The 25,658-nt window shown below is 62.8% G+C and carries 12 protein-coding genes and 1 pseudogene; 5 read left to right on the top strand and 8 right to left on the bottom strand.

Annotated elements, in window-relative coordinates:
- Positions 1-549: 549 nt before the first annotated feature.
- A pseudogene (gene uvrA / locus Pan216_RS07885) lies at positions 550-5,430 on the bottom strand (excinuclease ABC subunit UvrA); the annotation flags it as partial.
- 1,208 nt (positions 5,431-6,638) lie between these two features.
- On the opposite strand from uvrA, the gene Pan216_RS07880 reads away from it, so the two are divergent.
- A complete protein-coding gene (locus Pan216_RS07880; RefSeq protein WP_145257188.1) occupies positions 6,639-7,880 on the top strand; it encodes a DUF1559 family PulG-like putative transporter in 1,242 nt (413 codons plus the stop codon).
- An 88-nt stretch (positions 7,881-7,968) separates the two neighbouring features.
- On the top strand, positions 7,969-9,192 hold the full coding sequence (locus tag Pan216_RS07875; RefSeq protein WP_145257185.1) for a DUF1559 family PulG-like putative transporter: 1,224 nt from the start codon (positions 7,969-7,971) through the stop codon (positions 9,190-9,192).
- Positions 9,193-9,217: 25 nt separating this feature from the next.
- Here the strand turns inward: Pan216_RS07875 and Pan216_RS07870 are convergent, their stop codons facing one another.
- Positions 9,218-12,637 carry an acyl-[ACP]--phospholipid O-acyltransferase gene (locus tag Pan216_RS07870; protein ID WP_145257182.1) on the bottom strand — a complete coding sequence of 1,140 codons (3,420 nt, stop codon included), beginning with the start codon at positions 12,635-12,637 and terminating at the stop codon, positions 9,218-9,220.
- Between the two features lie 174 nt (positions 12,638-12,811).
- Here Pan216_RS07870 and Pan216_RS07865 point away from each other — a divergent pair, with 174 nt between their 5' ends.
- Positions 12,812-14,014, top strand: a complete 1,203-nt coding sequence (locus tag Pan216_RS07865) for a TIGR03032 family protein (protein WP_145257179.1) — start codon at positions 12,812-12,814, stop codon at positions 14,012-14,014.
- 541 nt (positions 14,015-14,555) lie between these two features.
- Complete coding sequence (locus Pan216_RS07860) at positions 14,556-15,182, top strand: 3-keto-disaccharide hydrolase (protein ID WP_145257176.1); 627 nt, start codon at positions 14,556-14,558, stop codon at positions 15,180-15,182.
- Positions 15,183-15,383: 201 nt separating this feature from the next.
- Here Pan216_RS07860 and Pan216_RS07855 read toward each other — a convergent pair whose 3' ends face one another.
- The 4 genes from Pan216_RS07855 to Pan216_RS07840 form a co-directional block, all read right to left on the bottom strand.
- Positions 15,384-18,542 (bottom strand): efflux RND transporter permease subunit, encoded by a 3,159-nt coding sequence (locus Pan216_RS07855; RefSeq protein WP_145257172.1) that lies wholly within the window; start codon positions 18,540-18,542, stop codon positions 15,384-15,386.
- A 152-nt stretch (positions 18,543-18,694) separates the two neighbouring features.
- Positions 18,695-19,936 carry an efflux RND transporter periplasmic adaptor subunit gene (locus tag Pan216_RS07850; RefSeq protein WP_419193385.1) on the bottom strand — a complete coding sequence of 414 codons (1,242 nt, stop codon included), beginning with the start codon at positions 19,934-19,936 and terminating at the stop codon, positions 18,695-18,697.
- A 58-nt stretch (positions 19,937-19,994) separates the two neighbouring features.
- The gene (locus Pan216_RS07845) at positions 19,995-20,732 is read right to left on the bottom strand and encodes a TetR/AcrR family transcriptional regulator (protein ID WP_145257166.1); all 738 of its coding nucleotides are present in this window, start codon (positions 20,730-20,732) and stop codon (positions 19,995-19,997) included.
- Positions 20,733-20,932: 200 nt separating this feature from the next.
- Positions 20,933-22,180: an FAD-dependent oxidoreductase gene (locus Pan216_RS07840; RefSeq protein WP_145257163.1), complete on the bottom strand. Its 1,248-nt coding sequence runs from the start codon at positions 22,178-22,180 to the stop codon at positions 20,933-20,935.
- A 381-nt stretch (positions 22,181-22,561) separates the two neighbouring features.
- Between Pan216_RS07840 and Pan216_RS07835 the strand changes: the two genes are divergently transcribed.
- Positions 22,562-23,146, top strand: a complete 585-nt coding sequence (locus tag Pan216_RS07835) for a hypothetical protein (RefSeq protein ID WP_145257160.1) — start codon at positions 22,562-22,564, stop codon at positions 23,144-23,146.
- Positions 23,147-23,870: 724 nt separating this feature from the next.
- On the opposite strand, the gene Pan216_RS07830 is transcribed toward Pan216_RS07835, so the two are convergent.
- Both Pan216_RS07830 and Pan216_RS07825 read right to left on the bottom strand, forming a co-directional pair.
- On the bottom strand, positions 23,871-24,446 hold the full coding sequence (locus tag Pan216_RS07830; protein ID WP_419193384.1) for a GNAT family N-acetyltransferase: 576 nt from the start codon (positions 24,444-24,446) through the stop codon (positions 23,871-23,873).
- A 335-nt stretch (positions 24,447-24,781) separates the two neighbouring features.
- Positions 24,782-25,621 carry an alpha/beta hydrolase family protein gene (locus Pan216_RS07825; protein WP_145257157.1) on the bottom strand — a complete coding sequence of 280 codons (840 nt, stop codon included), beginning with the start codon at positions 25,619-25,621 and terminating at the stop codon, positions 24,782-24,784.
- Between the last annotated feature and the right edge of the window lie 37 nt (positions 25,622-25,658).

Genomic DNA, 25,658 nt, shown 5'->3' with positions numbered 1-25,658 from the left:
TTGTGGATGCACCGGTAAATCCCAAGTGGCAGTCAATCAGTGCAGCGCGATCGAGCTGCGGGGCAGGCCCCGACAACCGATCAAGTGGTGGGGGACCACGAGAATCGGCCCGCACGCCTGCGTGCGGGACACGGCCGCCGGGCATCCACAACGCTTCTCCCCGCTTCCGCGGTGACGGGAAGGATACGTAGAACCATGAGTAAATCTTCGGTGAAGGTCGGGAGAATTCGTCGCGTGATGCGATCGTCGTCGAGTCGTTCGGCAGCAAACCAGAGTCTTATCACGTCGCGACATTTCCCTTCTATCGGTTAGTGCTGGCGTCGTCATTGATGTCTAGTTTAAGGATCGGATCTTCGGCCGCGTTTGTGCAGTCTCGCCTCGATTGGATTTCGACGAACCGCTGACAATCTGCCGTCGCTTCCCGAACAGGCAGAGCGATCCTACTCAACCGGAATAAGCAAACCGCCGGAATCGTTTTTCCACCAAGAACGATTCGAGCGTCTCCTCGACGACGTAACCTCGCACGGGGCCACGCCCAAGCGTTTTCGTTCAGCCGTACTCAAGCAAAAATGACTCGGCATGACGCTCAAAAAACTCGACCAGCGCGTTCTCCGAAAAGTCATCCTCGGTCAGGAATGACAATTTGACGGCATCGAAGCGGGCATTGTTGGTTTTGATTTCCTGATGAGCCCCTAAACTCTCGATGTCAGCGAGATTGAAGCTACCCTTGTGGCCGACAAGGTGCAGTTCGATCGCCCGATGACCCTTGGTCATCAACCGCGCCCACGCTTGGCCGATCCCCTCGAAGCGCCGTTTCACCGAGTCCCGGCTGTTCCAATCCCACTGCGCCATCGGGGTCGCCGTCTCCAAGCCGCGAACCACGCGATCGAGAACATCTCGCTGCCAACGAACCTTGCGTCCGGGTCGAAATCCTTTCGTACCACGATGCCAACTCTCGCCGTCGACCATCCAAGGCATCGCCGACTCGGGATCCTCCGCCTTCTTGTCGATCGCTTTCGAGAAGCTGGTGATCGCTTTCTCGAGAAACTCCTCGAACGCCTTCGTTTGGATCTCCTCGAGTCGGTGCACCGTCAGCTCAACCTCTTGCAGCATGCTGCGTAGCCGCTTGACCCGCACCCGCGACTCGCTCCCATAGAGTGGGATGTCCGTCATCTCGTCGAGACGCGCCAGTCCCAGTTTGCGATCGAGGGTCTCCCGCTTGAAACTCCCCCGTCCGGGCCGAAACTTCAGCCGCAGGAGCCACTCTTCCCCCGTGAGCGCGTGGAAGAACCAGCCGTCCGACTTGCGGGGAGCGAGGATTTCGACCAGCCACCGCTCGCCCCAATCGGTCTCGGAGAAAACGCCACGCTGCTGGATCTGCTCGACGACCCACGCCAACGCCTCCCCTTCCCATTGGCACGGCTTGCCCGTTCGACTGAGACGGTCGACCGTGTGCCACCGCCGACCATCAATCTGCCAAGGCATCCGCGCGTCCTTGCCGAGCTGGCCGATCTCGACATCGCCGGGGCGACGGATCTCCTCGGTCGGCTCGTAACGGACCCGCTCCTCCAGCGGCCCCTGGTCGATCACTGGCTTGAGCGCGACCGCCGTGTGCGAGAGTGTCGACTCCTTGTCACTCTTGCGTTTGCGACCGTTGGCGACGCTTGCGACAAGATCCTCGGGGCTCCCCTCGAAGATCACCTGTCCCCCTTCATTGCCGGCCTCGGGCCCCAAGTCGACGATCCAGTCGGCGGTCTTGATGACGTCGAGGTTGTGCTCGATCACCACCACGGTGTTGCCGAGATCGGCGAGCCGGTGCAGCACCTCGAGCAACTTGCGCAAGTCGTCGAAGTGCAATCCCGTCGTTGGCTCGTCCAGCACGTAGAGCGTCTTGCCGGTGTTGGGCCGTGAAAGCTCCGCTGCGAGCTTGACCCGCTGGGCTTCGCCACCCGAGAGGGTCGTCGCCGACTGCCCCAGGGGCATGTAATCGAGCCCGACGTCGCGAAGGGTCGTTAGCAGACGCCTCAGCTTGGGGATGTTCTCGAAGACCTCCAGCGCCTCCCCGACGGTCATCTCGAGCACATCGGCGATCGAGCGGCCCCGGTAGGTGACGGTGAGCGTCTGCTCGGTGTATCTCTTCCCCCCGCACTGATCGCAAGTGATCCAGACATCCGGAAGAAAGTGCATCTCGACTTTCTTCTGCCCCATCCCCTCGCACGCGTCGCAGCGGCCACCCGGCTTGTTGAAGCTGAACCGTCCCGCGTGATAGCCGCGCAGCTTCGCCTCGGGAAGCTGCGCGTAGAGCTCGCGTACGACATCGAACAGCCCCGTATAGGTCGCGGGGTTGCTTGTCGGCGTGTTGCCGATCGGCTGTTGGTCGACGTTGATCACCTTGTCGATATGTTCGATGCCGCGAATCTCTTCGTGCAAGCCGACCGTCACTTGAGCCCGATGCAGCCGCCGCGCCATCGACGCCCAAAGGACCTCGTTGACCAGCGAACTCTTCCCGCTGCCGGAAACGCCGGTCACCGCCACGATACAACCGAGCGGGAGCGTCGCGTCGACTTGTCGCAGATTGTGATGCGCCGCGCCGATGATCTGAAGCCGATTGCCGTCGGTCGCCCGCCGGTTGGTTGGCACCGCGATCGCCTCGCGACCACTGAGGTAGGAACCGGTCAGCGACGTCTTGCGAGCCTTTACCCGCTTGGGCGTTCCCTCGGCGATGATCCGGCCCCCAAGTCGGCCGGCGCCAGGTCCGAATTCGACGAGATGGTCCGCGGCGTCGATCACTTCCCGATCGTGCTCGACCAGAACGAGCGTGTTCCCGAGATCGCGAAGCTTCGTGAGCGCCGACAAGAGCCGTCCGTTGTCGCGCGGATGAAGCCCGATCGTCGGCTCGTCCAGCAGATACAACACGCCGGTCAGCCCGCTACCGAGCTGGCTCGCCAAACGGATGCGCTGCGACTCGCCACCGGAGAGACTCGGCGTGGGCCTCGACAGCGTGAGGTAGTGCAACCCGACGTCGACGAGGAACTGAAGCCGCTGACGAACCTCGCGAAGGACTTCCCCCGCGATCGACTTCTCGGTGCGATCGATCTTGAGCTTCGTGAATCGCTCGAGACACTCATCCAGCGGCAGTTGACACCACGCGTGCAGCGTCTCATCGCGGAAGCGAACCGCCGCCGCGTCGTCGCGTGTCCGAGCTCCCTTGCAGACCGAGCACGCCACCTCGCCGACCAGGTCGGCCAGCCGGTGCCGATAGACCCAGCTCACTCGCGCCGCCTCGCTCACCGCGGGGAAGATCCCCTTGTACTGGAACTTGACCCCAGGCCGCTCCGGTAGTTCGAACCACTCCTCCTTCGTCCCGTAGTAGAGGGCCCTCTTCTGCTCCGGCGCGAGTTCTTCCAACGGATCGTCGAGCGAAAAGCCCGCATGGCGAGCGACCGCGGCGAGCGCGCTAACGAACGGGTTCTCGGGATCGTACAAGTCGGGCCAAAAGGGAATCGCCCCCTGACGCAGCGACAGCCACGGGCGTTCCCCGAAACTCTCCTCGCCGCCTCCGGCTTGAACCCCGAGCCCCTCGCAAGCCGGACACCAGCCGATCGGCGAATTGAACGAGAAGTGATTCGGCGTCAACTCCTCGAACGCCCGGCCACATTGATCGCAGGTGAAGTGCTGGCTATGGCGATCGACCTTCCAGCGTTTCTCTTCCGTGTCGGGATCGACGTGCGCGACGTGAAGCAGCCCCACCCCGAGATCGAGCGCCGCCTCGATCGACTCGGCCAGTCGCGAACGCTGCCGCCGTCGGATCACGACGCGGTCGACAATCACCTCGACCCGATGATGACGTCGCCGATCGATCTTTGGGGCGTTGGCGACATCGTGGGTCTCGCCATCGACGCGCACCCGGGCGTAGCCGCGCCGTTTGAGTTCCTTCCAGAGCGAGGCGACGTCGTCGTATTGATCGCGATGAATGGGCGCCATCAAGTAGACGCGCGTCCCTTCCTTCAGTTCGAGAACCGCGTCGATGATCTCATCGGCCGTCCGCGTCCCAATCGGAATCTGGCAGTCCGGGCAGTAGGGCTGTCCGAGACGGGCGAAGAGAATCCGCATGTAGTCGTAGATCTCGGTCACGGTTCCGACCGTTGAACGTGGACTCTTGCTCGGGGCTTTCTGCTCGATCGAGATCGCCGGGCCGATCCCCGTGACTTTCTCGACGCGCGGCTTCTGCATCTGGCCGAGGAACTGGCGGGCATACGACGAGAGCGACTCGACGTAGCGTCGCTGCCCCTCCGCATAGAGCGTGTCGATCGCCAGCGAACTCTTCCCGCTTCCCGACGGTCCACAGAAAACCGTCATCTTGCCGAGCGGGACTTTGGTCGAAACGTCCCGAAGGTTGTGTTGTCCGGCTCCCTCGACTTCGACGTGAGTGAGCCGGCCGTTGGTCGACGAAGTACGGGAGGCCTTGCCGTTGCGTCGCCGCGTGCTCGGCTTGCGGTCGACAAGCATCTCCTTGAGGGCCTGGCCCGTGTAGCTGTCGGGATTGGTCGCGATCTCTTCGGGCGTTCCCTCGGCGATGATCGTTCCGCCCCCCGCCCCGCCCTCGGGCCCGAGGTCGATCACCCAGTCCGCGGTCTTGACGACATCGAGGTTGTGTTCGATCACAAGGACGGTGTTGTTGGTGTCGACAAAGCCGTGCAGCACCGCGAGCAACTTGCGGATGTCCTCGAAGTGAAGCCCCGTCGTCGGCTCGTCGAGGATGTAGAGGGTCCGCCCGGTCGATGGTCGGCAAAGTTCCTTGGCGAGCTTGATCCGCTGTGCCTCGCCGCCGGAGAGCGTGGGCGATGGTTGGCCGATCTTGATGTAGTCGAGCCCGACGTCGTGGAGCGTCTTGAGCATCCGATAGGACTTCGGGATGTTCTCGAAGTGCTCGAGTGCCTCCTGCACATCCATCTCGAGAACGTCGTGGATCGACTTCTCTTTGAAGCGGATCTCAAGCGTTTCGCGATTGAAGCGGCGCCCCTCGCAAACCGGACACGTGATCCAGACATCGGCGAGAAAATCCATCGCGAGCCGGTTGGAGCCGTTGCCGTCGCAGCCGTCGCAGCGGCCCCCTTGAACGTTGAAGCTGAACCGCCCCGGCTTGTAGCCGCGGATCTTCGCGTCGGGAAGTTGCGCATAGAGACCGCGGATCTCGTCGAAGACTTTGATGTATGTCCCCGGGTTGGAGCGCGGCGTGCGGCCGATCGGCGTCTGGTCGATTGTGATCGACTTGTCGAGATGCTCGAGCCCGTCGATCCGATCGTACTTCCCTGGCTCGGTCATCGCCCCGTTGAGGTCGCGGGCGAGGGCTTTCTCGAGGATGTCGCCGACGAGCGAGCTCTTTCCGCTTCCGGAGACGCCGGTCACCGCGATGAAGCGGCCGAGCGGGAAATGGACATCGATACCGCGCAGGTTGTTTTGGGCCGCTCCGTAGACGGAGAGCCAGGCCTGCTCGAACTCATCGCTCTTGGGTGGTGCTTTCTTCTTCGCGGCACGGCGGCGGCTGGCGGCAACGGGCATCGTGTCCCTTTGGTTCCTAACGGCGGCTTCTTCGTGAACTCCCCATTGTAGTGAGCGCCCGTCCAGGAAGTAGCCGCCCGCGATCCAGTGGTTCCCCGTCGGTCACGCCACCGCCTGACGCGAGCCCCGGCAATCGAAACGCTTGCCCTGAGTCAGTAGCACTCCGGCATTCCCCTCTCCCCGCGGGTTCCGGCGTTCCCCTCTCCCTGCGGGTTCCGGCGTTCCCCTCTCCCTGTGGGAGAGGGGTTAGGGGTGAGGGGGCTTCCTTGCGACAACTCGCCTTGTGAATCCAGGAATTCAATCCCCTCACCCGTCTCGCTTCGCTCGCCGACCTCTCCCCATGGGAGAGGTGAGTCTGGTCGCCCTTCACCGCTCCATCTTCCGAACGGCAACACCTTCCCTTCCGAACGGCAACACCTTCCCTTCCGAACGGCAACACCTTCCCTTCTGAACGGCAACACCATCCCTTGCGAACGGCAACACCTTCCCTTCTGAACGGCAACGCCGTTCTCTAATGGAGCCCAGGGTCGCGCTTCGCGCACCCTGGGAACCGAACCATGAAAAAACCAACCCCGACAGGGGTTGTCTAATTTCTCGTGTCAGGCGATGGCCTGACCGACGACCGATCCACATCCCACGACAAGCGCGACGGTAAATCCTCCCGTACCGCCACTGGATCTTTTCCTGCCGCCGCGTCGGCCGCCTCCTCAACCGATGAATCATCACCTTCCTCCCATGGCTTGAACCTCCCTCCGCGACGGGACTTAGACAACTAACAGCGTCACCTCGATGACATTTCTCGCAACGATCTCCCCTATTGGCCCACGGCTTGCGTCAGGACGGATGGTGCTTGCGGCGATCGCAAGCTCCCCCCACCACCGGCGGGAGAACGATCAAGAGGATCTCCTCTCCCGCCGGTCACTTGTTCCCCTCTCCCGGTGGGAGAGATAGGCCGATGTTCCCCTCTCCCGGTGGGAGAGATAGGCCGATGTTCCCCTCTCCCGGTGGGAGAGGGGCTAGGGGTGAGGGGTCACGTCCAGGGGTAGCGTCCATCAATTCGTTCGGGAGGAGTCACGATGAAGCGATCGACAGGGAAGGTGCGCGCCGGCATCACCATCGTCGAGGTGGCGGTGATCATCGGGATCTTGGTCGTACTGGCGTGTGTGATTCTCCCCGGGATCATGACCGCAAAGATCTCTTCTCGTACAGGACAATGCCTCAACAACATGCGCAACGTCGGCACGGCGATGCTTGCCTATGTCACGACCCACAACACCTTTCCCGCCAGCGGCGTTTGGGATGTGGCCGACGCGGACGGCGATGGCGAGATCACCGAAGCGGACCTGATCGACCCGACCACCGGCTGGAACTTCGCCCATCCGCCGGGGGCACTCAAACCTACCGATCCACCGAGCGACATCGGCATGCGCTACTCTTGGGTCGTGCCGCTTCTTCCCTACCTCGATCGCTCGGACATCTACGAGCGGTGGAACTTCGACGATCCGGCAGCAGCATCTTACCTCCATCAATCGACCTACGACTATAGAACAAACAGCCAGCGAGCCGCTCCGATCCTTTCGGAAGTGGGACTCAAAGTCCTCGTCTCTTCCGACGACATCACGGTTCTCAGCGGTGAGGGCAACATTTCCTTCGTCGTCAACGGCGGTTTCTCGAACCATTGGCTTGTCGACAACGAAGGGACGGGGCTCGTCGGTGGCGACGGGGATGATCTCGTCGCCCAACGCGTTCGCGAGAACCGCTTCCGCATGGGGCTCTTCTTCCTCGAAACAAGCGACGGCCAGAGTCCCATCGGCCGACGTCACACGCTCGAGACCATTCGGGACGGAACGGCCACGACGGTCATGTTGTCGGAAAACATCAATGCGGGTCCGGGAGCCGCGGACTGGACTTCGAACTGGGCCTGCCCCCATCCCTGGAACACCTCCTTCCAAGTCAACGGCGTCGCGGTCGGCGTCGACCGAACACTTCCCTACGAAGAGTATGACTACGCTCAGTCCAACAGACCCGGTCCCCTCGCCCCACCGATTCTCGCCAACGGGAAAGAAGGAGGGATCAACGGCAGTACCGACGGCGTCCTCGAAGGGCAGTTCCCCTACCCCAACTCCCTCCACCGGGGTGGCGTTCACGTCGTCTTCGCCGACGGCTCGACGCGACTCCTGTCGGAAGCGATTGATCCGAGCCTCTGGGCACGGATCGTCACACCAGACGGACAACGCCTCTTCGTTCCGGAGACAGGCGGCATCGAGTACGCGGAACAACCTGTTCCCGAGGACGACCTCTCGAACTCGTTCGACTGACTCGAATGTCCCTTGTTGCCGACGGATGGAGAACCGTATAGGCTTGCCCTGGGGTTGAGCAGATCACAGGGCAGCAAGAGTCCGGCGCATGAGAACCTATTCGCAACGCGTCCGCTACGGACTCACGCCGGTCGAAGTCGCCGTCATCATCGTCTTGGTCGTCATCGCCGCCATCCTGATCATGCCGGCGCTTCTGGCGCGCATCAGCGACGCCCGACGGATGGCGTGCCTCGACAACATGAAGCAACTCGCGACCGCGTTCCAGTCCTACATCGAGGCCCACGGCATCTACCCCGCCAGCGGCACGTGGGATGTCGCCGACCGCAGGGGTGATGGACGCATCGATCCCAGCGATCTCATCGAGAAGCAAACCGGTTGGAATTTCGAGCATCCCCCCGGAGCGATCGTTCCGGCGGACGTCGACACCTCATTCGGGATGAAGTACTCGTGGGTCGTCCCTCTCCTGCCGCACCTCAATCAGAACAACCTTTACGACGAGTGGAACTTCTCGGACAGCTCCGGCGGTTCCTACGTCGACGACGAGATCGAGCCAAGCAACGTCTTTCTCACCCGCGCCTCGATCGGCACCCTCGTCTGCCCCGCCGACAATACCGTCCTTTGGGGAAACGGCGGACTCAGCTATGTGGTCAACGGTGGCTATTCGACGCATTGGTTCGTCGACGATGATGGGACGGGTTTGCTCGGTCCGCGGGACGAAGAGGTCGCCAAGCGCGTTCGCGACAACCGCTTCAAGCTTGGCCTGATGTATCTCGGCACGACGCGCGGCGATAGTTCCGCCGATCGCCATCATTCGCTCGAAACCGTCTCCGACGGGCTCGCTCACACCGCCCTTCTGTCCGAGAACATCAACGCCGGTGCGCCAAGCAAGGTGAAGTGGCAAACCAATTGGGCGTGTCCTCATCCGTGGAACACGTCGTTCCGCATCAACGGTGTCGCGGTCGGCGTCGATCGAATGGCGTGCGACGGCGACGGCATGGACTTCTTACAGGCGAACAACCGTGGTCCCAAGGCCCCACCCGCCGAGAAGTGGGGACGCCAGGGGGGGATCAACGGCAGTCTCAACAGCGAGAACGCCGGCCGGTTCCCTTACCCCAACGCCTACCACGTCGCCAGCGTCAACGTCACCTTCGCCGACGGCACCGCGCGGACGGTCTCGCAATCGATCGATCCGGTGATCTGGGCCCGCATGGTCTCTCCCGCCGGCGAGAGTCTCGTCTGCCCCGAAACGGGCGAGCCGGTGCCCTCCAACCGCCTTCGCCCCGACCCCGAAGCGAAGGAAGTCGAGCCGTAGAACAGGGATTGCCCTCGCCGTTCGATCAGTGCCCGTTGAGCGCCTCTTGGGCGACTTGCTTGACGCGTTTCAGATCGGTCTTGCCGGTGCCGAGGAGCGGAATCTCCTCAACCGAAATGAATTGATCGGCGCGAGGAATGAAGAGGTTGGGAAGCCCCGACTCCTTGAGTTGCTGGAGCAGATCCGGAATCTTCTCCTCGTCGTAGGTGTGAAGCACGGCGAGCTGCTCACCCTTGGCCTCGTTGGTCACGGAGGTGACGGCGAACGTGCTCCCCTCCCGATCGACGAGGCTTTCGAGCGTTTCCTCGACTCGCCCATGCGGCACCATCTCGCCGCCAATCTTTGAAAACCGACTGAGCCGATCGGTGATCGAGAGAAAACCCTCCTCGTCGAGCTTCGCGATGTCGCCGGTGACATACCAACCGTCATTGAGAACCTCGGCCGTCAAGTCGTCGCGGCCGAGATAGCCCTTCATTACATTGGGGCCCTTGACCAACAACATCCCGGACTCGCCGGTGGGGACCGGCTCCCGCGTGTCGGGATCGACGATCTTGACGGCGACCCCGGGCAGCGGTTGGCCGACGCTGCCGCGCCGCGAGCCCCGCTGAAAGAGGCTCACGCCACGGAAATCGGGCGTGCTCACCGCGATCACCGGCGAGCATTCGGTCGAGCCGTAGCCCTCCAACGGACGCAGGCCGAACTGTTCCTCGAAGCCGACGCGCACGCGATCGGGAAGTTTCTCCGCCCCCGTGATGATCAACCGTAGCGAGCCGAACTGATGAGGGGGAATCCGTCGCTGGTAGAGTTGCAGAAAGGTCGGCGTCGCCAGCATGAGCGTACACCGGAAGCTCTCGACAATCCCTCCGATCGCTCGCAAATCGAGCGGGTTGGGATGAAAGACCTGGCCAATGGCGTTGGCGGCGGCGAACCAGAGCGACAAATAGCCGAAGGAATGGAATTGCGGCAAGATCGCCAGGAGCCGATCCTTCGACTGAAAGTGGAAGACCTGGCTGAGGGCTTCGACGTTCGAGCCGACGTTCTCGTGGGTGAGCATCACTCCCTTGGGCTCGCCGGTCGACCCACTGCTGAAGATGATCGTGGCGACATCGTCGATCTCGACCTTGCGGGTCGCGCCGCAGTAGACCTCCAGGGCCCGCACCGGCAGGAGCAGCGCCGCGGCCCACGCGGAGAGTCGAGCGACGACCCCGGCCTTCGCGGGAAGGTCCTCCACCCAGATCGGTTCGAGATCCTCCGGCAACGTGACGCGGGCCTTCTGAAGAAACTCCCGGTTGGTCACGACCGTCTTGATGCCGGACTGTTCGACGGCCGAGGCGAGGACCGACGGGCCAACGGTGTAGTTGAGGTTGACGCTGGTCTTGCCCGAGAGGGAGGCCGCAGTGTTGACCGCCGCCCCCGCGACACACGGCGGGAGCAGGACGCCGACACGCTGCTGGTCCTTCCACTCTTCCTCGAGCAGTCTCGCCAAGACGACCGCCGACGCGACGGCGCTGAGCGCCGAACGCTTGGTTCCACTGGAGTCGGCCCAGAGCATGCGAAAGGGATGTCGTCGGGCTTGCACCACCACCGCGTCGTGCAGCGGCCGATGATCGTGACAGCGATGCTTCCACGCTGATTGACCGAGTTTGACGACGCGCTGGCGTATCTCCGCGATGGGCGTCCCCGCGGGAACCGGTTCCCCGAAGGAGATCGTGACGGGATAGGGCAAGCGGCGCGGCAACTTCGTGAAGTAGCGCCCATCGGCCCGGCTGAAGATGCTGCCCCACAAGCGATCGAGATGCACCGGCACGATCGGCGAGGTTCGCCCCTTGATGATCCGCTCCATCCCGCGCTGAAAGGGCTGCGTCATCCCGGTCCGACTGAGCTGGCCCTCGGGGAAGATGCAAACCACCTCCCCTTCATCGAGGTACTTGCCCGCGCGGCGCAGCGAACGCAGCGTCTCCTTCGCGCCTCCCGAGGACGCGATCGGAATCGCGCCGATCATCTTGAGCATCGGCCCGAGGATCTTGTAGTCGAAGAACTGGGCGTACGCGAGGAACCGAATCGGCCGGTCGATGCTCGCCATCAGAAGGATGCCGTCGACGAAGCTGACATGATTGGGAACGAGCAACACCCCGCCAGTCTCCGGCACGTGATCGCGGTCGATCACCTTGAGCCGATAGAAGGTCGAGGTCATCAGCAGGGCGATGAGCCGGAGGCAAGCCTCGGGAACGAGCGACGTCGCCCAGATCGTCCCGACCGTGGTGACGAGAGCGGCGCCGATGAAGATCTCCCGCGCCGAGAGCCCGATTCCCGACAGCACGTTCGACGCGACCGATCCGCCCACCACGCCAATCAGGACGAAGAGGTTGGTCAGCGCGATCACCGCGCCGCGTCGATCGGGGGTCGAGCGCCACTGCAACAGTGCGTTGAGCGGAACGATGATCAAACCGCCGGAGATGCCGATGAAGGTCATCGCGAAGAGCGTCAGGAAGAACTCCGGACCGACGATTCCCATGAAGAACAATCCGAGCGAGAGCCCCGTCGCCCCGATCGGCAAGAGGCCCGACTCGACCTTCGCGGCCGAGAGCCGCGCGGCGAGCATGCTCCCCAGACCGATACCGAGCGACACCAGCGTCACCGTGACGGTCGACGATGTGTCGGAGAGTTCGAGGCTCGCCTTGGCGTAGACGATCACGTCTTGCCCGACCAGGCTCGCGATCGACCAGAAGTAGATCTGTCCCAGGACCGCCAGCCCCAAGATCCGATCCGAGCGGATTTCCTTCCATGCCGTGGCCACCGAGTCGAGCAGCCCCCCTTGCGCCCCGGCGGCGGGAACCGGCGGAACCCGGAACGAAGCGACAAGGCCGACCAGCGCGAAGAGAGTCAACACGCCCCCAGCCATCCAGGTCGCGTCGGCGCCGATCCGCGCGGTGGTGTCGAGCAAAAAGCCACCCGCGAACTGGCCCGTGACGATCGCCAAGAAACTGGCCATCTCCAAGAGGCCATTGCCTCGCGATAGCGACGTGTGGGGAAGCAATTCGGGCAGGATGCCGTACTTCGCGGGACTGAAGATCGCGCTTTGCAGTCCCATGAGCCCCAGGATCGAAAGCGCCAGCCAGCCACCTCCGGGGTAGCTCCATAGGAAGTACGTGCCGAGCCCCATCAGAAAGAGCTCGAGCACCTTCATCCCGATGATCACCGAACGTTTGCTCACGCGGTCGGCGAGCAGACCGGCGGGGAGTGATGCGAGAATGTACGGGATGGAGAAGACGATCATCGCGATCGTCAGTTGTCGTTGCGAAGCCGCTTCCTCGATCGCTTCGCCGGGCGCCGCGAGCGCCCGCATCGCGAGAAAGGCGACAATCAACTTCCACGCGTTGTCGTTGAACGCTCCGAAGAATTGGGCGACCAGCAGCCCACCGAGCCGGCGATCCGACGAGTTCATGCGATCCAGTCCTTCCCGAATGCCCCCGCTCGAGATTGTCGATCTCTTGATATGGAGGGCTCGCGAGGACGGCACCCGCTTCCCACTCCCAGTGCCCCCTCGAAGCGCGGGCGGCAAACGAGTACACTGATGCGTTCAGGCGGTAAGTGCAACGCTCGCGATTGAGGTGATTCGATGGGCCAAGGTTTCGGATTGGGCAACGCGTTGGGAGATGGGCTCGGTGACGGGAGTCTCGAATCTCCCAAACAAGAACCCCTGCGTAGCGTACACACGACGAGCTTCCCCAAACTGCTCAACGAGATTGGAGCCTCCGTCTTGGTGTCGACTTACCAAGCGGGCAAGCTCATCATCTGTCGCTCCGAGGGGGAAACCCTCAACACGCACTTCCGCAACTTCAATCGCCCGATGGGGCTCGCCGCCAACAAGCAACGACTGATCATCGGCGCCGCGACCCAGGTCCACGAGTTCCGCAACTTCCCCGAGGTCGGCAAAAGCGTGGACGAGACGGGTCGCACCGATGCCTGCTACATGCCGCGAACCTCGTGCGTCACCGGCGACATCGATATCCACGAAATGGCGCTCGGCACCGAGGGACTTTGGCTCGTCAACACACGGTTTAGCTGTCTGTGCGTCCTCGACGGCTGGAACAGTTTCGTCCCTCGTTGGCGACCTCCCTTCCTGTCGGGTCTCTCCAACGAGGACCGCTGCCATCTCAACGGGTTGGCCTTGGTCGACGGCAAGCCGAAATACGTCACCGCCCTGGGCGAAACCGACACGCGCGGTGGCTGGCGCGCGAACAAGAAGTCGGGCGGCATCCTCATGGAAGTCCCCTCCGGCGAGATCCTCCTGCGGGGGCTCTCCATGCCCCACTCGCCCCGTTGGTACAACGGCAAGTTGTGGGTCCTCGAGTCCGGCGAAGGCCGGCTCTCGATCGTCAAACCCGACTTCTCCGGCACCGAGACCGTCGCGGAGGTCCCCGGCTTCACGCGCGGTCTCGACTTTGTCGGGCCCTTCGCGTTCGTTGGCCTCTCCCAGGTGCGCGAAACCGCCGTCTTCAGCGGCATCCCCATTACCGAACGGCTCACCGAACGCATCTGCGGCGTCTGGGTGATCGACACGCGAAACGGCAAGGAGGTCGCGTTCGTCCGCTTCGAGGACGCCGTCCAAGAGATCTTCGCGGTGCAGGTTCTCGTCGGCACTCGCTTCCCGGACGTCATCAACGACGACTGGAAGCTGATCGGCCGATCCTACATGCTCCCCAACGAAGCCTTGAAGGACGTCGCGCCCCCGACGCCTCCCGAAGAAGGGGCCGATCCGGAGAAAGAAGATAAGAGCGTCAAACCGGATGCCCTCTTGCCCGAAAGTCCGTCCGAATAGTCAATCGCGTCGGTCCGCTCCTGTGGCCGAGGGCACTGGTATCTCTAGCAGTCCGTTGATTGAAGCGGGCCAAGGCGAGAACGAGCAATGTTGGCCAAGAGCAAGGAGCAAAAGCGCGGGCGAAGCCGTCGATTCGTCGTGGTTTTTCAACGCCGGGATTGGTCAACAGAGCCGTTCGCAGCTGGCGGCGAATAGATTGGCGGGCTGCTACGTTTCCGCGTGCCACCGGCTGCTTGTCGGCCAGTGCCAGAGTTTTTGGGGCGACGCCAACTCAAGCGTCAGGTTGGAACAGGGCCCATGGGCGTTTACCAAGGTCGAGACCCGGACTGATGGCCACTCAGTTCTTTCTCACTGGCTGACAAACGGCCAGTGGTCCCCCAAGCGTTCAGTCGTTGACGGAGCACTGGTGACGCTCGTTGGGAAGTTCGAAGCCTCCTGCGCGGGAGCAACCGTCACGCGATTTGGAAATGACAGTCATCGACGCGAGAGACCACGGGGTTGTCCCTCGCCAGCGCTCCTTCTCAACCAGGAACCATCCGCGATGCATCACCTACTGACCGCCCTCGTCCTGCTCGCTCCCCCTTCGCTCGAGAATGTGGAAAAGGGCTACGGCCCGCTCTTCGACGGCAAGACGCTCACCGGCTGGGAAGGCGACTTGAAAACGTTTCGCGTCGAGAATGGCGCCATTGTCGCCGGCACCCCCACGACCGCGATTCCCCGCAACGAGTTTCTCTGCACGGAGGAGGAGTACGGGGACTTCGAGCTACGGCTGAAGGCGAAGCTGGTCGGCCCAGGGCAGAACGCCGGCATCCAGTTTCGCAGCCAGCGGATTCCCGACCACCACGAGATGATCGGCTACCAGTGCGACATGGGACGTGCCCGCGAGGAGGTGATTTGGGGAGCCCTCTACGACGAGTCGCGCCGGCGCAAGTTCCTCGCGATCGGCGATCAGGACGAACTGAGGAAGACCCTTCACCACGACGACTGGAACGATCTGAGAATTCGGTGCGTCGGCCCCAGGATCCAACTTTGGGTCAACGGTGTCCAAACCGTCGACTACACCGAAAAAGAGGCGAAGATTCCCGACACCGGACGCATCGGGCTACAGATTCACGGCGGCAAACCGGCCCAAGCCTCCTACAAGGAGATCCGCATCAAACGTCTTTGAGATTGCTTGGGCATCGCCCCACCCACTCTCCGACCAATGAGGTGGGTCCGTGCCCCACGAATGTTCCTCCCGATCACCTTCGCTTGGACGATGTCAGTCGCGATCGGGGACACGTCTCGTTTCCCGCCGCCGACCGACGAGCAATCGGGGCCCCCCAAGTGGATGTCTCGGCCCCCCCCGTGGTCAACTCAATGACAAGCCCTACGTCGCTCCCAGGAGGCGCGGCGACGTCGACGAGACCGCCGCCGCATCGTCCGCGACCTCGCGGGCGGTCGCCTCCACCGGGCGTCGGCACCCCATCAACAAGACGTAGGTCGCCGGAACGAGGATCAACGCCAGGATCGTCGCTCCCCCCACGCCGCCGGCGATCGAGACCGCCAACGGTGGCCAGAACATCCCACCGTCGAGAATCAGCGGCAGGAACCCCACCATCGTCGTCAGCGAGGTGGCGACGATGTGACGCGTCGAGTGAGCGACAACGCCGACCATCGCCTCGACATCGCCCGTGCGAGCGGCGCCGTCCTCGCGAATCGCGGCGAGCACCACGATCGCGTCGTTGATCGCGACCCCCGCCAGCCCCATCGTCCCGATGATCGCCATGAAGCCGAAAGGGTAGCCGAACTGCCAGAGCGCTCCGAGCCCAAGCCCGATCGAGAGCACCGCCACCACACCGACCAGGCCCGCGAGTCGAAAGGATTGAAAGGTCAGGACCAACGTCGCGGCCATGAGCATGACCAGCACGCCGACGCTGGCCATCAGGTTCCCGACGGCATCGTCGCGTTCATCGGCTTCGCCGCCGAAGGCGAGCTGGTAGCCTGGCGGCAAGGTGAACCCTTCCCGTCGCATGGCCTCGCGAAAGTTGGCCAACACGGTCGAGGGAAGTACTCCGGCCTTCAGGTAGGCTTTCACTTCGTTCATCCGACGGCGGTTCAAGCGAGGCATCACCGCGATTTCCGGTACCAGCTCGAAGTTGGCCAGCGCCGCGAGCGGAACCCGACCTCGCCCCGCCCGCGAGGGAGTCCTCGACATCAAGTCGAGGGACGCGATCCGGTCGAGATCGGCTCGCTCCGCGTCCGAGACCCGAACCCGAACCGGCAACTCCTCGGTCGCCTCGAAGATCGAGCCTCCCACCGCCCCTTCGAGGGTCGACTCGAGCTGGGACGCGATCGCGGTGTTGTCGAGCCCGGCCAATCGAGCTTCATCCTCGTCGACCTTCAACGAGAGCTTCGGCATCGTTTCACCGAGATCCGACTTGGTATGCACCACGTTGGGGATGCCCGCGAGTAGCTGCCGCACGCGGTCGCCCAAGTCCCGCAGGGTCTCGACATCGGGCCCGAAGAGGCGAACCTCGATCGGCGCATCGAAGGGTGGCCCCTGCTCGAGCTTGCGCAACAGCGTCCGCGCTTGGGGGAATGAACGGTCGATCGTCTCCTGCATTTCCCTGACGAGCTTGTCGGTCCCCTCGGCGGACTTGAGCGTCACCATCGCTTGGGCGAAGTGCGACGTTCCGAACTTGCGCGGGATCACGTTGTAGTAGAAGGAGAGCGCACTGCGTCCGAGAAACCAATCGACTTGCGTGATCTGAGGATGGTCGAGGAGCTTCTCGCGAATCGCCAGGACCGTCTCCACCGTCTGCGTGAGGGGCGTCTGACTGGGGAGCTCCAGCTCGACCTGAAACTGATCGCGATCCGATTGCGGGAAGAACTGCTCGGGCAGGTGGCGAGCGTTCGCGAACCCGACGATCGGAAGCGTCAACGAAACCACGATCCCCAAGAGCGGCCGCCGGTAGAAGAGCGTCAACGTCTTTCGATACCAACGCGCGGCCACCGGCCACTCCAGTCCCGTTCGCCACCAGCCTTTGGCCAACCCGCCGTGAGAGGTGGGGTAGGTCCACGCGGTCAGGGCGGGAATGATCGTCATCGCCAGAAAGAGCGAGCTGAAGATCGCGAGCACGACGCTGATCGCGATCGAGCCGACAAACTCCCCCGTGGGCCCGGGCATCAACGCCAAGGGAGCGAACGCCAACGCGGTCGTCAGTGTCGACCCGAAGAGCGGAATCGCGAGATGGCGCCCACTCGACGAGACCGCATCGCTGGGCGACCGTCCCTCCTTGAGTTTCCCTCCGACTTCGTCGACGACCACGATCGCATTGTCGATCAAGAGTCCCAGCGCGATGATCAGGCCCGTGATCGACATCTGATGCATCGGGACTTCGAGGATTCGCATGCCCGTCAGCACCATCAGCGACGTCAACGGCAGCGCCGACCCGACGATCAGGGCGTCACGCCAACCCATCATGACGAGGATGACGCCGACGACCGCCACCCCTCCCATCAACAGGTTGAGAAAGAGGTTGGAAAGGCGGGTTGCGACATAGTCGTTCTGCTCGAAGACCTTGACCATCGCGACGCCGCGTGGGAGCCGCTCGCGGAATCGCTCGAGGGCCGCGTTGCTGGCTGTCGCCCAATGGTCGATCCGTTTGCTGTTCAGGACGACCGCCCCCAGCGCGATCGCCGGACGTCCACCGATAAGAGCGAGACTGCTGGGCGGGTCGGTGATCCCCTTGGTCACTTCGGCGACGTCGTCCAATTGCACGAGCTGCCCTTGAGCGCCGAAGTGGATCGGCGTCCGAGCGACGCGCTGCAGCGAGTCGAGTTCTCCCTCGACCTCCAGAAGGAGTTGCTCCTTCCCCGCCCGGAAGGCGCCGGCGGCGACCTTGGCGTCGCTGGCGATGATCTGCCGAGAAAGGTCTCGCGTCGTCATCCCAAGCATCGCGAGTTGAGCTTGGTCGATCGTGACGCGAATTTCTTCCTCGGGATCGCCGAACGTGTCGATATCCTCCGTCCCTGGAACGGCTCGCAGAACACTCTTCATCTCCTCGGTTTCTCGTCGCAGAATCGCGTAGTTGGGGTCACCGGGAAGCTCCCACACCAAGGCGACGATCGTGGCGTACGCCTTGGTCCTCACGCGGTCGAATCTCGGTTTGAGGACTCCGGGCGGAAGGTTCGGCTCCGCGTCGGTGAGCTTGTCGCGAACCCGCGACCAGACTTCGTCGACTTGATCGCGCCTCACGTAGGGCTGGAGACGAACCGAGATCGTCGAGATCCCCGGTCGAGAGAACGAGCGAAGTTCGCGGATCTCCTCGATCTCCTCGAGTTCCTCCTCGAGCTTCTCGGTCACCAGCGATTCGACTCGCTCGGCGTCGGCTCCGGGAAAGACCGTGTTCACCAGCGCGATCCGCTCGGCGATGTTGGGATCTTCCATCCGAGGAAGCACGTAGAAGGAGGAGAGCCCCGCGACGACGATCAGGCCAAGCGCCAGAACGAGCAGTCGGGGGCGGCGATAGAAGGCGTCGAACATGGCTTCCTTCCCTACATGGAATTCGAACCGACCCCAGGATCTAGATTGGCTAGCAGTCCGTTGCCGAACAACTCTTGGGTACCACTGGCTGCTCGTCAGTCAGTGCGAACCGAGAAGGGCCCACTCCCCGCGCGTCGACCTTGGACGAACCCCTAACGCGACGAGCGCACCTGCTGACCGGGAACCAGGCGATGCGCCCCTCCCTCGACAACGCGATCCCCGGCCTCGATCGTGCCGCGGACGAGAACGCGTTCTCCTTCGGTATGGAGAATCTCGACATCGCGCGACTCGACCCTCTCGACGTCGTGGGCGTCGTCGACAACCGCGAACACCGACCACAAGCCGCGCGTCCCTCGAGCAAGAGAATCGGTCGGAAGCCAAAATCCCTCGGCCTCGACCCGCTCCTCTAATTCGATCCGGCCGATCTGGCCAGGCACCAACGTCCGCGACTCGAGCGGCTCCAGGACAAAGACACACGTTCGCGTCCGCGTCGTCATGTCGAGTTCCGGCGACAGGGCGTCGGCGTAAGAGCGGTGCGTCTCACCACCCGCGACGATGTCATAGGGCTGGCCGACAACGACCTGGGACGCGAGTCCCGCGGGCAGCCCCACGTGGAACTCGAGGTCGGCATCCTCCACGAGCGAAACGATCGCCGTTTGCGGCGAGACCAACTCGCCCTCGTCGACATGACGCGTCGCGATCGTGCCCGCGAAGGGAGCCACGAGGGTGCTGTCCTCGATGTCGATGCGAATGTCCTCGATCGTGGCGGCGAGCTGTTCAACGACGGCCTCCTGCGCGGCGAGCTTCTCCGCGCGAGTTCCCTCCTCGAGTTCCTCGAGTCGAAAGTGAGCGGCCTCGTAGCGGGCTCTTAAGGAAGCCAAGCCGAAGGTGGACTCGTCGAAAGCCTCCCGCGACTCCGAGCCCCGACGAAAGAGGGCCTCGTGGCGCTGGTGATTGACCTTTTGCAGTTCCCATTGGGCCTTCAGATCGGCGACTTCGGCCTTGGCGGCGGCGATCGTTTCCTTCCGGGGGCCATGCCGAAGCTCCTCGAGCTCCGCGCGAACTTGCTTGTGCCTGGCCAGCATCTCCCGCAGGTGCGCCTCGAGGTTGCGACAATCCAACCGCGCGATCGGCTGTCCCTTCGCGATCGAATCCCCCTGGTCGACGAAGACTTCGATCAGCTTCGCCGAGCGTTCAAAGGCGAGCGCCGCCCGGCGTTGAGCGACGAAGGTCCCGGTGAAGAAGCGGTGGCTGGTGTACTCCTCGACCTCCTCCAGCTCGGTCACCCCGACGGGCACCGCACGCGCAACCTCTTTGATGGACTCAGGTTGCTCCTCCTTGGCGATGGCGACCCATGCCAAACAGGACCCGGCGACGACGACCGCGATCGCCAAGAGTGAACGTTTGGTTAAATTATGACGAGACGTCAATTCATGGGCAAAAAAACGCGGCTTAGCCGCGGTTGGCACGTCGGCACTCATCGGGAAAAATCTCCTGGGCGATCTGACGATACACCGCCGCGTAGTCGTGCTCGCTCGAAAGGGGCCGCCACTGGGCTCCATCGAGGATCATCGCGTAGTTGCGTCGCGTCGCGTCCAACGGCTCTCGAACCCCCTGCACCACCAACTGATCATTGGTCGTCATGATCGTATACGCCCCATGACTGAGCGCCCACAGCCCGAAGACCAAATCCTCCACCGACATCCCGTCGGGTAGTACCAGCTCGCCACGCGTGATCCCATCACGGACCACGCCGCCGACGATCCCGAAGCAATCGTTCTCAAAGTGATTGGTCGCTGTTCGGCGTTCTTCCGACGTTTTCAGCCAAATCGACTCGGTGCGAATGATTCGCTCGACCATGAAGTGGTCCGGGTAGAGCAACACGAACAACTCCACCGCCAATCCGATCGCCGTCATCCGCTCGCGCGAACTCCCCCGAAAGAGGGCCGCGCGACGGAAGAGTTCCATCCGCTTCTCCATCGTCTGGATCGCCAGCGCGATGATGATCTCCTCCTTGCAGGAGAAGTGCCCGTAGATCGTCCCTTTCGAGTACTCGAGTTCCGCGGCGATACGGTCCATGTTCAAGCCGTGGTATCCCCCCTCGCGCAGCATCGTCCGCGAGACGTCGAGGATCTTCTCCTGTCGCTCCTGGATCTCTCGTTGCTTGCGCGTGAGCGGTGAACTCTTCATGACCTGACTATATGACGGATCGTCAAAAAATGACAGAACGTTGAGAAGAAGTTTCGGAAAAGATCGGTGATGGAAATGGGGGCACTTTTGCGCGAAATCGACGCGAAATGGTCGAGTACCGGACCGAAAGTGACGCGAAAACGCGTCGAAATCGCTCCAAACTGACCGACATCGACGCGCTCGCTTAACAAGTCCCTTCCTTACGTCGAAACGTCCGACGCGTGGACTTCCTTGAACCGCGAGACGTGAATGCCGTACGCGAGCACCCGCGCGGTCATCTGCTTGAAGCCCGGGAATCGCGTGATCCACGGCAGATGGAACGGCTTGTCCGGATCGAGCGCCGGCGCCAGGATCCGCCGCTGGATCGTCGACTGGACCTTCTGAATGAAGCGGACCGCGAACTGCCGTTCGTGCTGAACCTTCGCCAGGTGCGACTCCTCGAGGTTCCCCTCGAAGAGCGGCTTGGCCACCTGGTTGGCGGTCTCGACCGCGTCCTGGATCGCGTAGTTGATACCGACCCCGCCGACCGGTGACATCGTATGGGCAGCGTCGCCGATGAAGAGAAGTCCGGGGAGGTGCCACTTCGGCAAGATCCCCGCCTCCACCAGCAAGACCGCGACGTCCGACCAGGAGGAGATCGCTTCGGTCCGATCGGCCAGCTCCGGCACGATGCCGGCGACGACTTCGCGGAAGTTCTCGATCCCCTTCTCCTTGATCTCGTGGAAGCCACCCTTCTTGATTAAGAGGGCGAGTTGGGTGTAGTCGCCTCGGTCGAGCACCACCATCAAGTGGCCGGCGCCAACCCTGAAGGTTCCCTCGTCGGCGGTCTTGTCACCCTCCTTCTTCGGCAGCTTGAACCAGAGGACGTCCATCGGCGGCGCGGACTTCTTTTGCTCGAAGCCGACCTCCTTGCGGGTCGTCGAGTGGCGTCCATCGGCACAAACGGTCAGCGGCGCGAGTTGCTCGTGCCAACCGTCCCCGGTCCGATAGCGAACTCCCCGATAGACGTCGCCGTCGCGAATCAACTCCCGAACGTTCGCCCCCATGCGGATGGTGGCGTGCGGGTACTTCGCGATCTCCTCGGCGAGGAAGTCGAGCAGCTTCACTTGGGGAATGAGCGCGATGTAGGGAAACTTCGTCTTGAGACTGTCGAAGTCGGCCACGACCACGGGCGAGCCGTCGGTCATGAACTGCATCCGGTGCAGCCGCGTGTGCGGCAGCTCGAGCAGCTTGTCGGCGAGTCCCAGTCCATCGAGCATCTCCATCGTCGAAGGATGGACGGTGTCGCCGCGAAAGTCACGGTCGAAGTCTTTGTGGGATTCCAGAAGGGTGACCGGCACGCCGTCCTTGGCGAGCAACAACGCCAGCACCATGCCGGCGGGTCCACCGCCGACGATCACACAGTTCGTCTCCGGGTCCTCGGTGATCGGAAAGGGGGCGGTGTCCATGGGTCTATCGTTCCCTTCATCGTCGGTAAGTCGTGGATACAAGGCCAAGGGAAGCCTCATTTGCTCCCCCTTGTCGAGCCCAGGTCGCCAAGCCATCCCTAAAGGGCTTGGCTCGGGAGATAGAGGGGGCCTCCCGAAGGGGCTCTCTTGGAGGAGTTTCCTCATTCGCCTTCATGGCGCGGTTCCCAGCCCCTTGCACCGTCGAAGATAGCAAAACCAACCTCCCCAGCCCAACGGAAGTCTCTTGTTCGGGCTCCATGGGATCGCGATCGAATTCCCCTTCTCCTTGGGAAGGCGTTTGCGATAGGCTCGTGCGTCGGGTCGCCCACCCAACGTCTTCGGCGGCACGTTTGAATCGGTTGGCCGTACAAGGATCACAACATGAAGGCTCTGGCTCGTCGCGCCATGCCGCTTGCTCTCTTGGGATGGTTCCTCGTCGCCGGCACGGGGACGTGCTCGATCTCCCGCTCGCTCGGCGCGGAGCCTGTCGCCGAACCCACCCTCTGCCCCCCAACGCAGGCGGCAATCGATCCCTCCGCCGAGACTCCTTCAGCGGAAGCCCACGCGACCAAGGAGCTCGTTCGCAACGAGCTGGTCACGAAACCGAACACCGCCTTCTTCTGGTCGGGCCGAACTGGCGGTGTCTATGCGGAGAAGGTTGCCCCGGAGATGGCCATCGCGATGGGAGGCATCACCATCGATCAGCTCATGAAGGCCAAGGGGTTGAAGGAACCGAACTGGAATCCGAACGATCCCGAGTCGATCAAGAAGTGGAAGGCTCTCTCGGTCGACTTCTCGCGTGGGGCGTCGGGCCATGTCCGCGTCGTTCTTGGCAACGATCTTCGTCCCGGCAACACCTGGGAAGCAGTCGAGCTTCCCGCTCTCAAGGCCAATCCCCGCGTCACCAAGATCACCGCCATCGACCCCGCCACGAAGAAAGAACGCGTCCTCTTTGAACGGAGGTAGCAAGCCATCACGTCACGACAAGGGCCGGCTCCAGTCGAACCCATTCAGGGTTCGGACCCACCGTCAATCCCAACCCAAGGTGCGCTGCGCGACCTTGGGCTGTGATGTCTAACGGCGTTGCCGTAGAGACAGCGCAATCCCAACCCAAGGTGCGCTGCGCGACCTTGGGCTGTGTTGTCCAACGGCGTTGCCGTAGAGACAGCCGACTTTGTCTCGATCAACTCCGAGCATGCCGAAGGGATGCCACATCACAGCCCAACGTGTCCTGCGCGACCTTGGGCTGTGATGTCTAACGGCGTTGCCGTAGAGACAGCCGACTTTGTCTCGATCAACTCCGAGCATGCCGAAGGTATGCCACATCACAACCCAACGTGTGCTGCGCGACCTTGGGCTGTGATGTCTAACGGCGTTGCCGTAGAGACAGCCGACTTTGTCTCGATCAACTCCGAGCATGCCGAAGGGATGCCACATCACAGCCCAACGTGTGCTGCGCGACCTTGGGCTGTGTTGTCCAACGGCGTTGCCGTAGAGACAGCCGACTTTGTCTCGATCAACTCCGAGCATGCCGAAGGTATGCCACATCACAGCCCAGCGTCGCGCAGCGCACGCTGGGTAACGAACGAGAGTGAATTCCGAACCCTGAATGGGTTCGACCATCGTTCCTGTCGCCATGGAACCGAATCGTTGCCATGAGCCGATAGGTTCTCGGCGCGAAGAAGGTGAGTCACAGGTTGAGGACGTTGTCGCACGCATCCGTGGAGCGTTCGGCTGTCAAACGCCCCCATTGTTCTCGGGAGAGCGCGTAGACAACGCGCTCGGCGCCGGTTGCGTTGATGACCTCTTTCTCGAAACTCATCCCAATCCGCTCGGCGACGTAACGGGAGGGGATGTTCCGCGGGCACATCCAACTGATGACGCGATCGCGCTCGAGGACCTCGAAGGCGTAGTCGCGGCAAGCCGTTGCCGCTTCGGTCGCGAATCCTCGGCCCCAGAGGGTTCGCAGGACGTGGAACCCGATCTCGAGTTCTCCGGTGCCCTCAACCGACTGGATCGTCAGGCCGCAATCGCCGATGACCGATCCGGTCACCTTGCGAACCATCGCCCAAAGCCCGACCCCGTCCTCCTCGTAGCGCTTTTGATTCCGCTCGATCCAGGCACGGGTCCCCTCGAGGTCCAGGGGCGACGGATAGTGCTTCATGGCCACGGGGTCGGAGAAGACCCGGTGGAGGCTCTCGGCGTCCGACTCGACGAACGGCCGCAGGATCAAGCGTTCGGTTTCGAGAACGATTTGCGTGTCCAAGGCGTTGCGGTCCTCAAGGACAGCCAACCCCCGTGAGGGGGTTTGGAGATGGCGTTTCCAGTTTTTTAGGGTTCACCGCCCGCCCCTGGGCGGTGTTGGCCAATGGCGTTGCCGTCCCGGAATTGTCCACTACCTTCGTCGCGATGGCAACTCGAAGTTGTTGGGCCTCAGGCCCACCCTACCTACCCGGCGGCGTAGTCGTCACCGGGAATCGACGCTGGCGGGTCGAGAGCCACCTTACCCGGCTACACACATTCACCATCCAACCGACGTCGCCCATCGGGCCACAGGCCCACCCTACTCGGGCGAAGGGACCGAATGATGACGACACAATGTCACTTCACGCCGGCGTGCTTCATGATGAAGTCGACGACGCGCTGGGGATCGGGATGATCGAAGTGATGGCCCTTTGACTTCTCGGTCCCTTCTTCCACCACGATCAACTCGAGGTCGTGGCCGTGATCGCGAAGCGTCTGGCGAACGCGGTCGGTGTTCTCGGCGGGGGGAACGACCACGTCGTTGAGCGAGACGATGTGCATCACCGGTATCTTCGCCTCGGCGATCGTCTTGGCTCGTTCGATCGGAAGGCGTTTGGTCGTCTTCGCCTCGGACTCACTCAGCGCGTGGGCGGCGAGGCATCGCTCCCAGTCCTTGGGAGAACCGACGCCCTTTCCGAATCCGCCCGGCCAACTCTTGAAGTCGCACACCGGCGTGTCGCAGTAGATGCACGCGACTTTGTCGGGATGATCCGCCGCCCAGTTGTAAACGAAGAGCCCGCCGCGACTGACCCCCTCGAGGCAAGGCCGCGGCGCGAGGCCGAACTCCTTGGTCACGTATTTGTAGAACTGGTCGCCGATCGCCATCGCCTTGGGACTGCCGTAGAGGTTCGCGACGTCGACGTAGCCAACGTGGAATCCCTTCGAAAGCAGGATCTCGTCCATCTCGGCGTGAAAGTTCGGAAAGCGTGCCCGCCACACCCAGGGATTGCCGGGGGCCGCCTCTTTGGGGAAGACGACGTAGCCCTGGCGATCGCCGATCGGGAAACGCCGTTGCTCGTAGCCGCGCCACTGGGCGGGTTTGGCCTTGTTGTCGGCCTTCTCGGCATGGGCCGTTGGGAGGGAGGAATGATGGAACGCGACAACGAGCGTCACGGCGCAGAGAACACATCGGCCCACGGGGTTGGCTCCTTGTTGGGGTGAGACATCGAGCAAG

It is taken from the genome of Kolteria novifilia (assembly GCA_007748055.1).
GTDB classification, from domain to species: Bacteria; Planctomycetota; Planctomycetia; order Kolteriales; family Kolteriaceae; genus Kolteria; species Kolteria novifilia.
The sequence above is the reverse complement of the archived record's forward strand: the minus strand, read 5'-3'. Positions and strand labels throughout refer to the sequence as shown.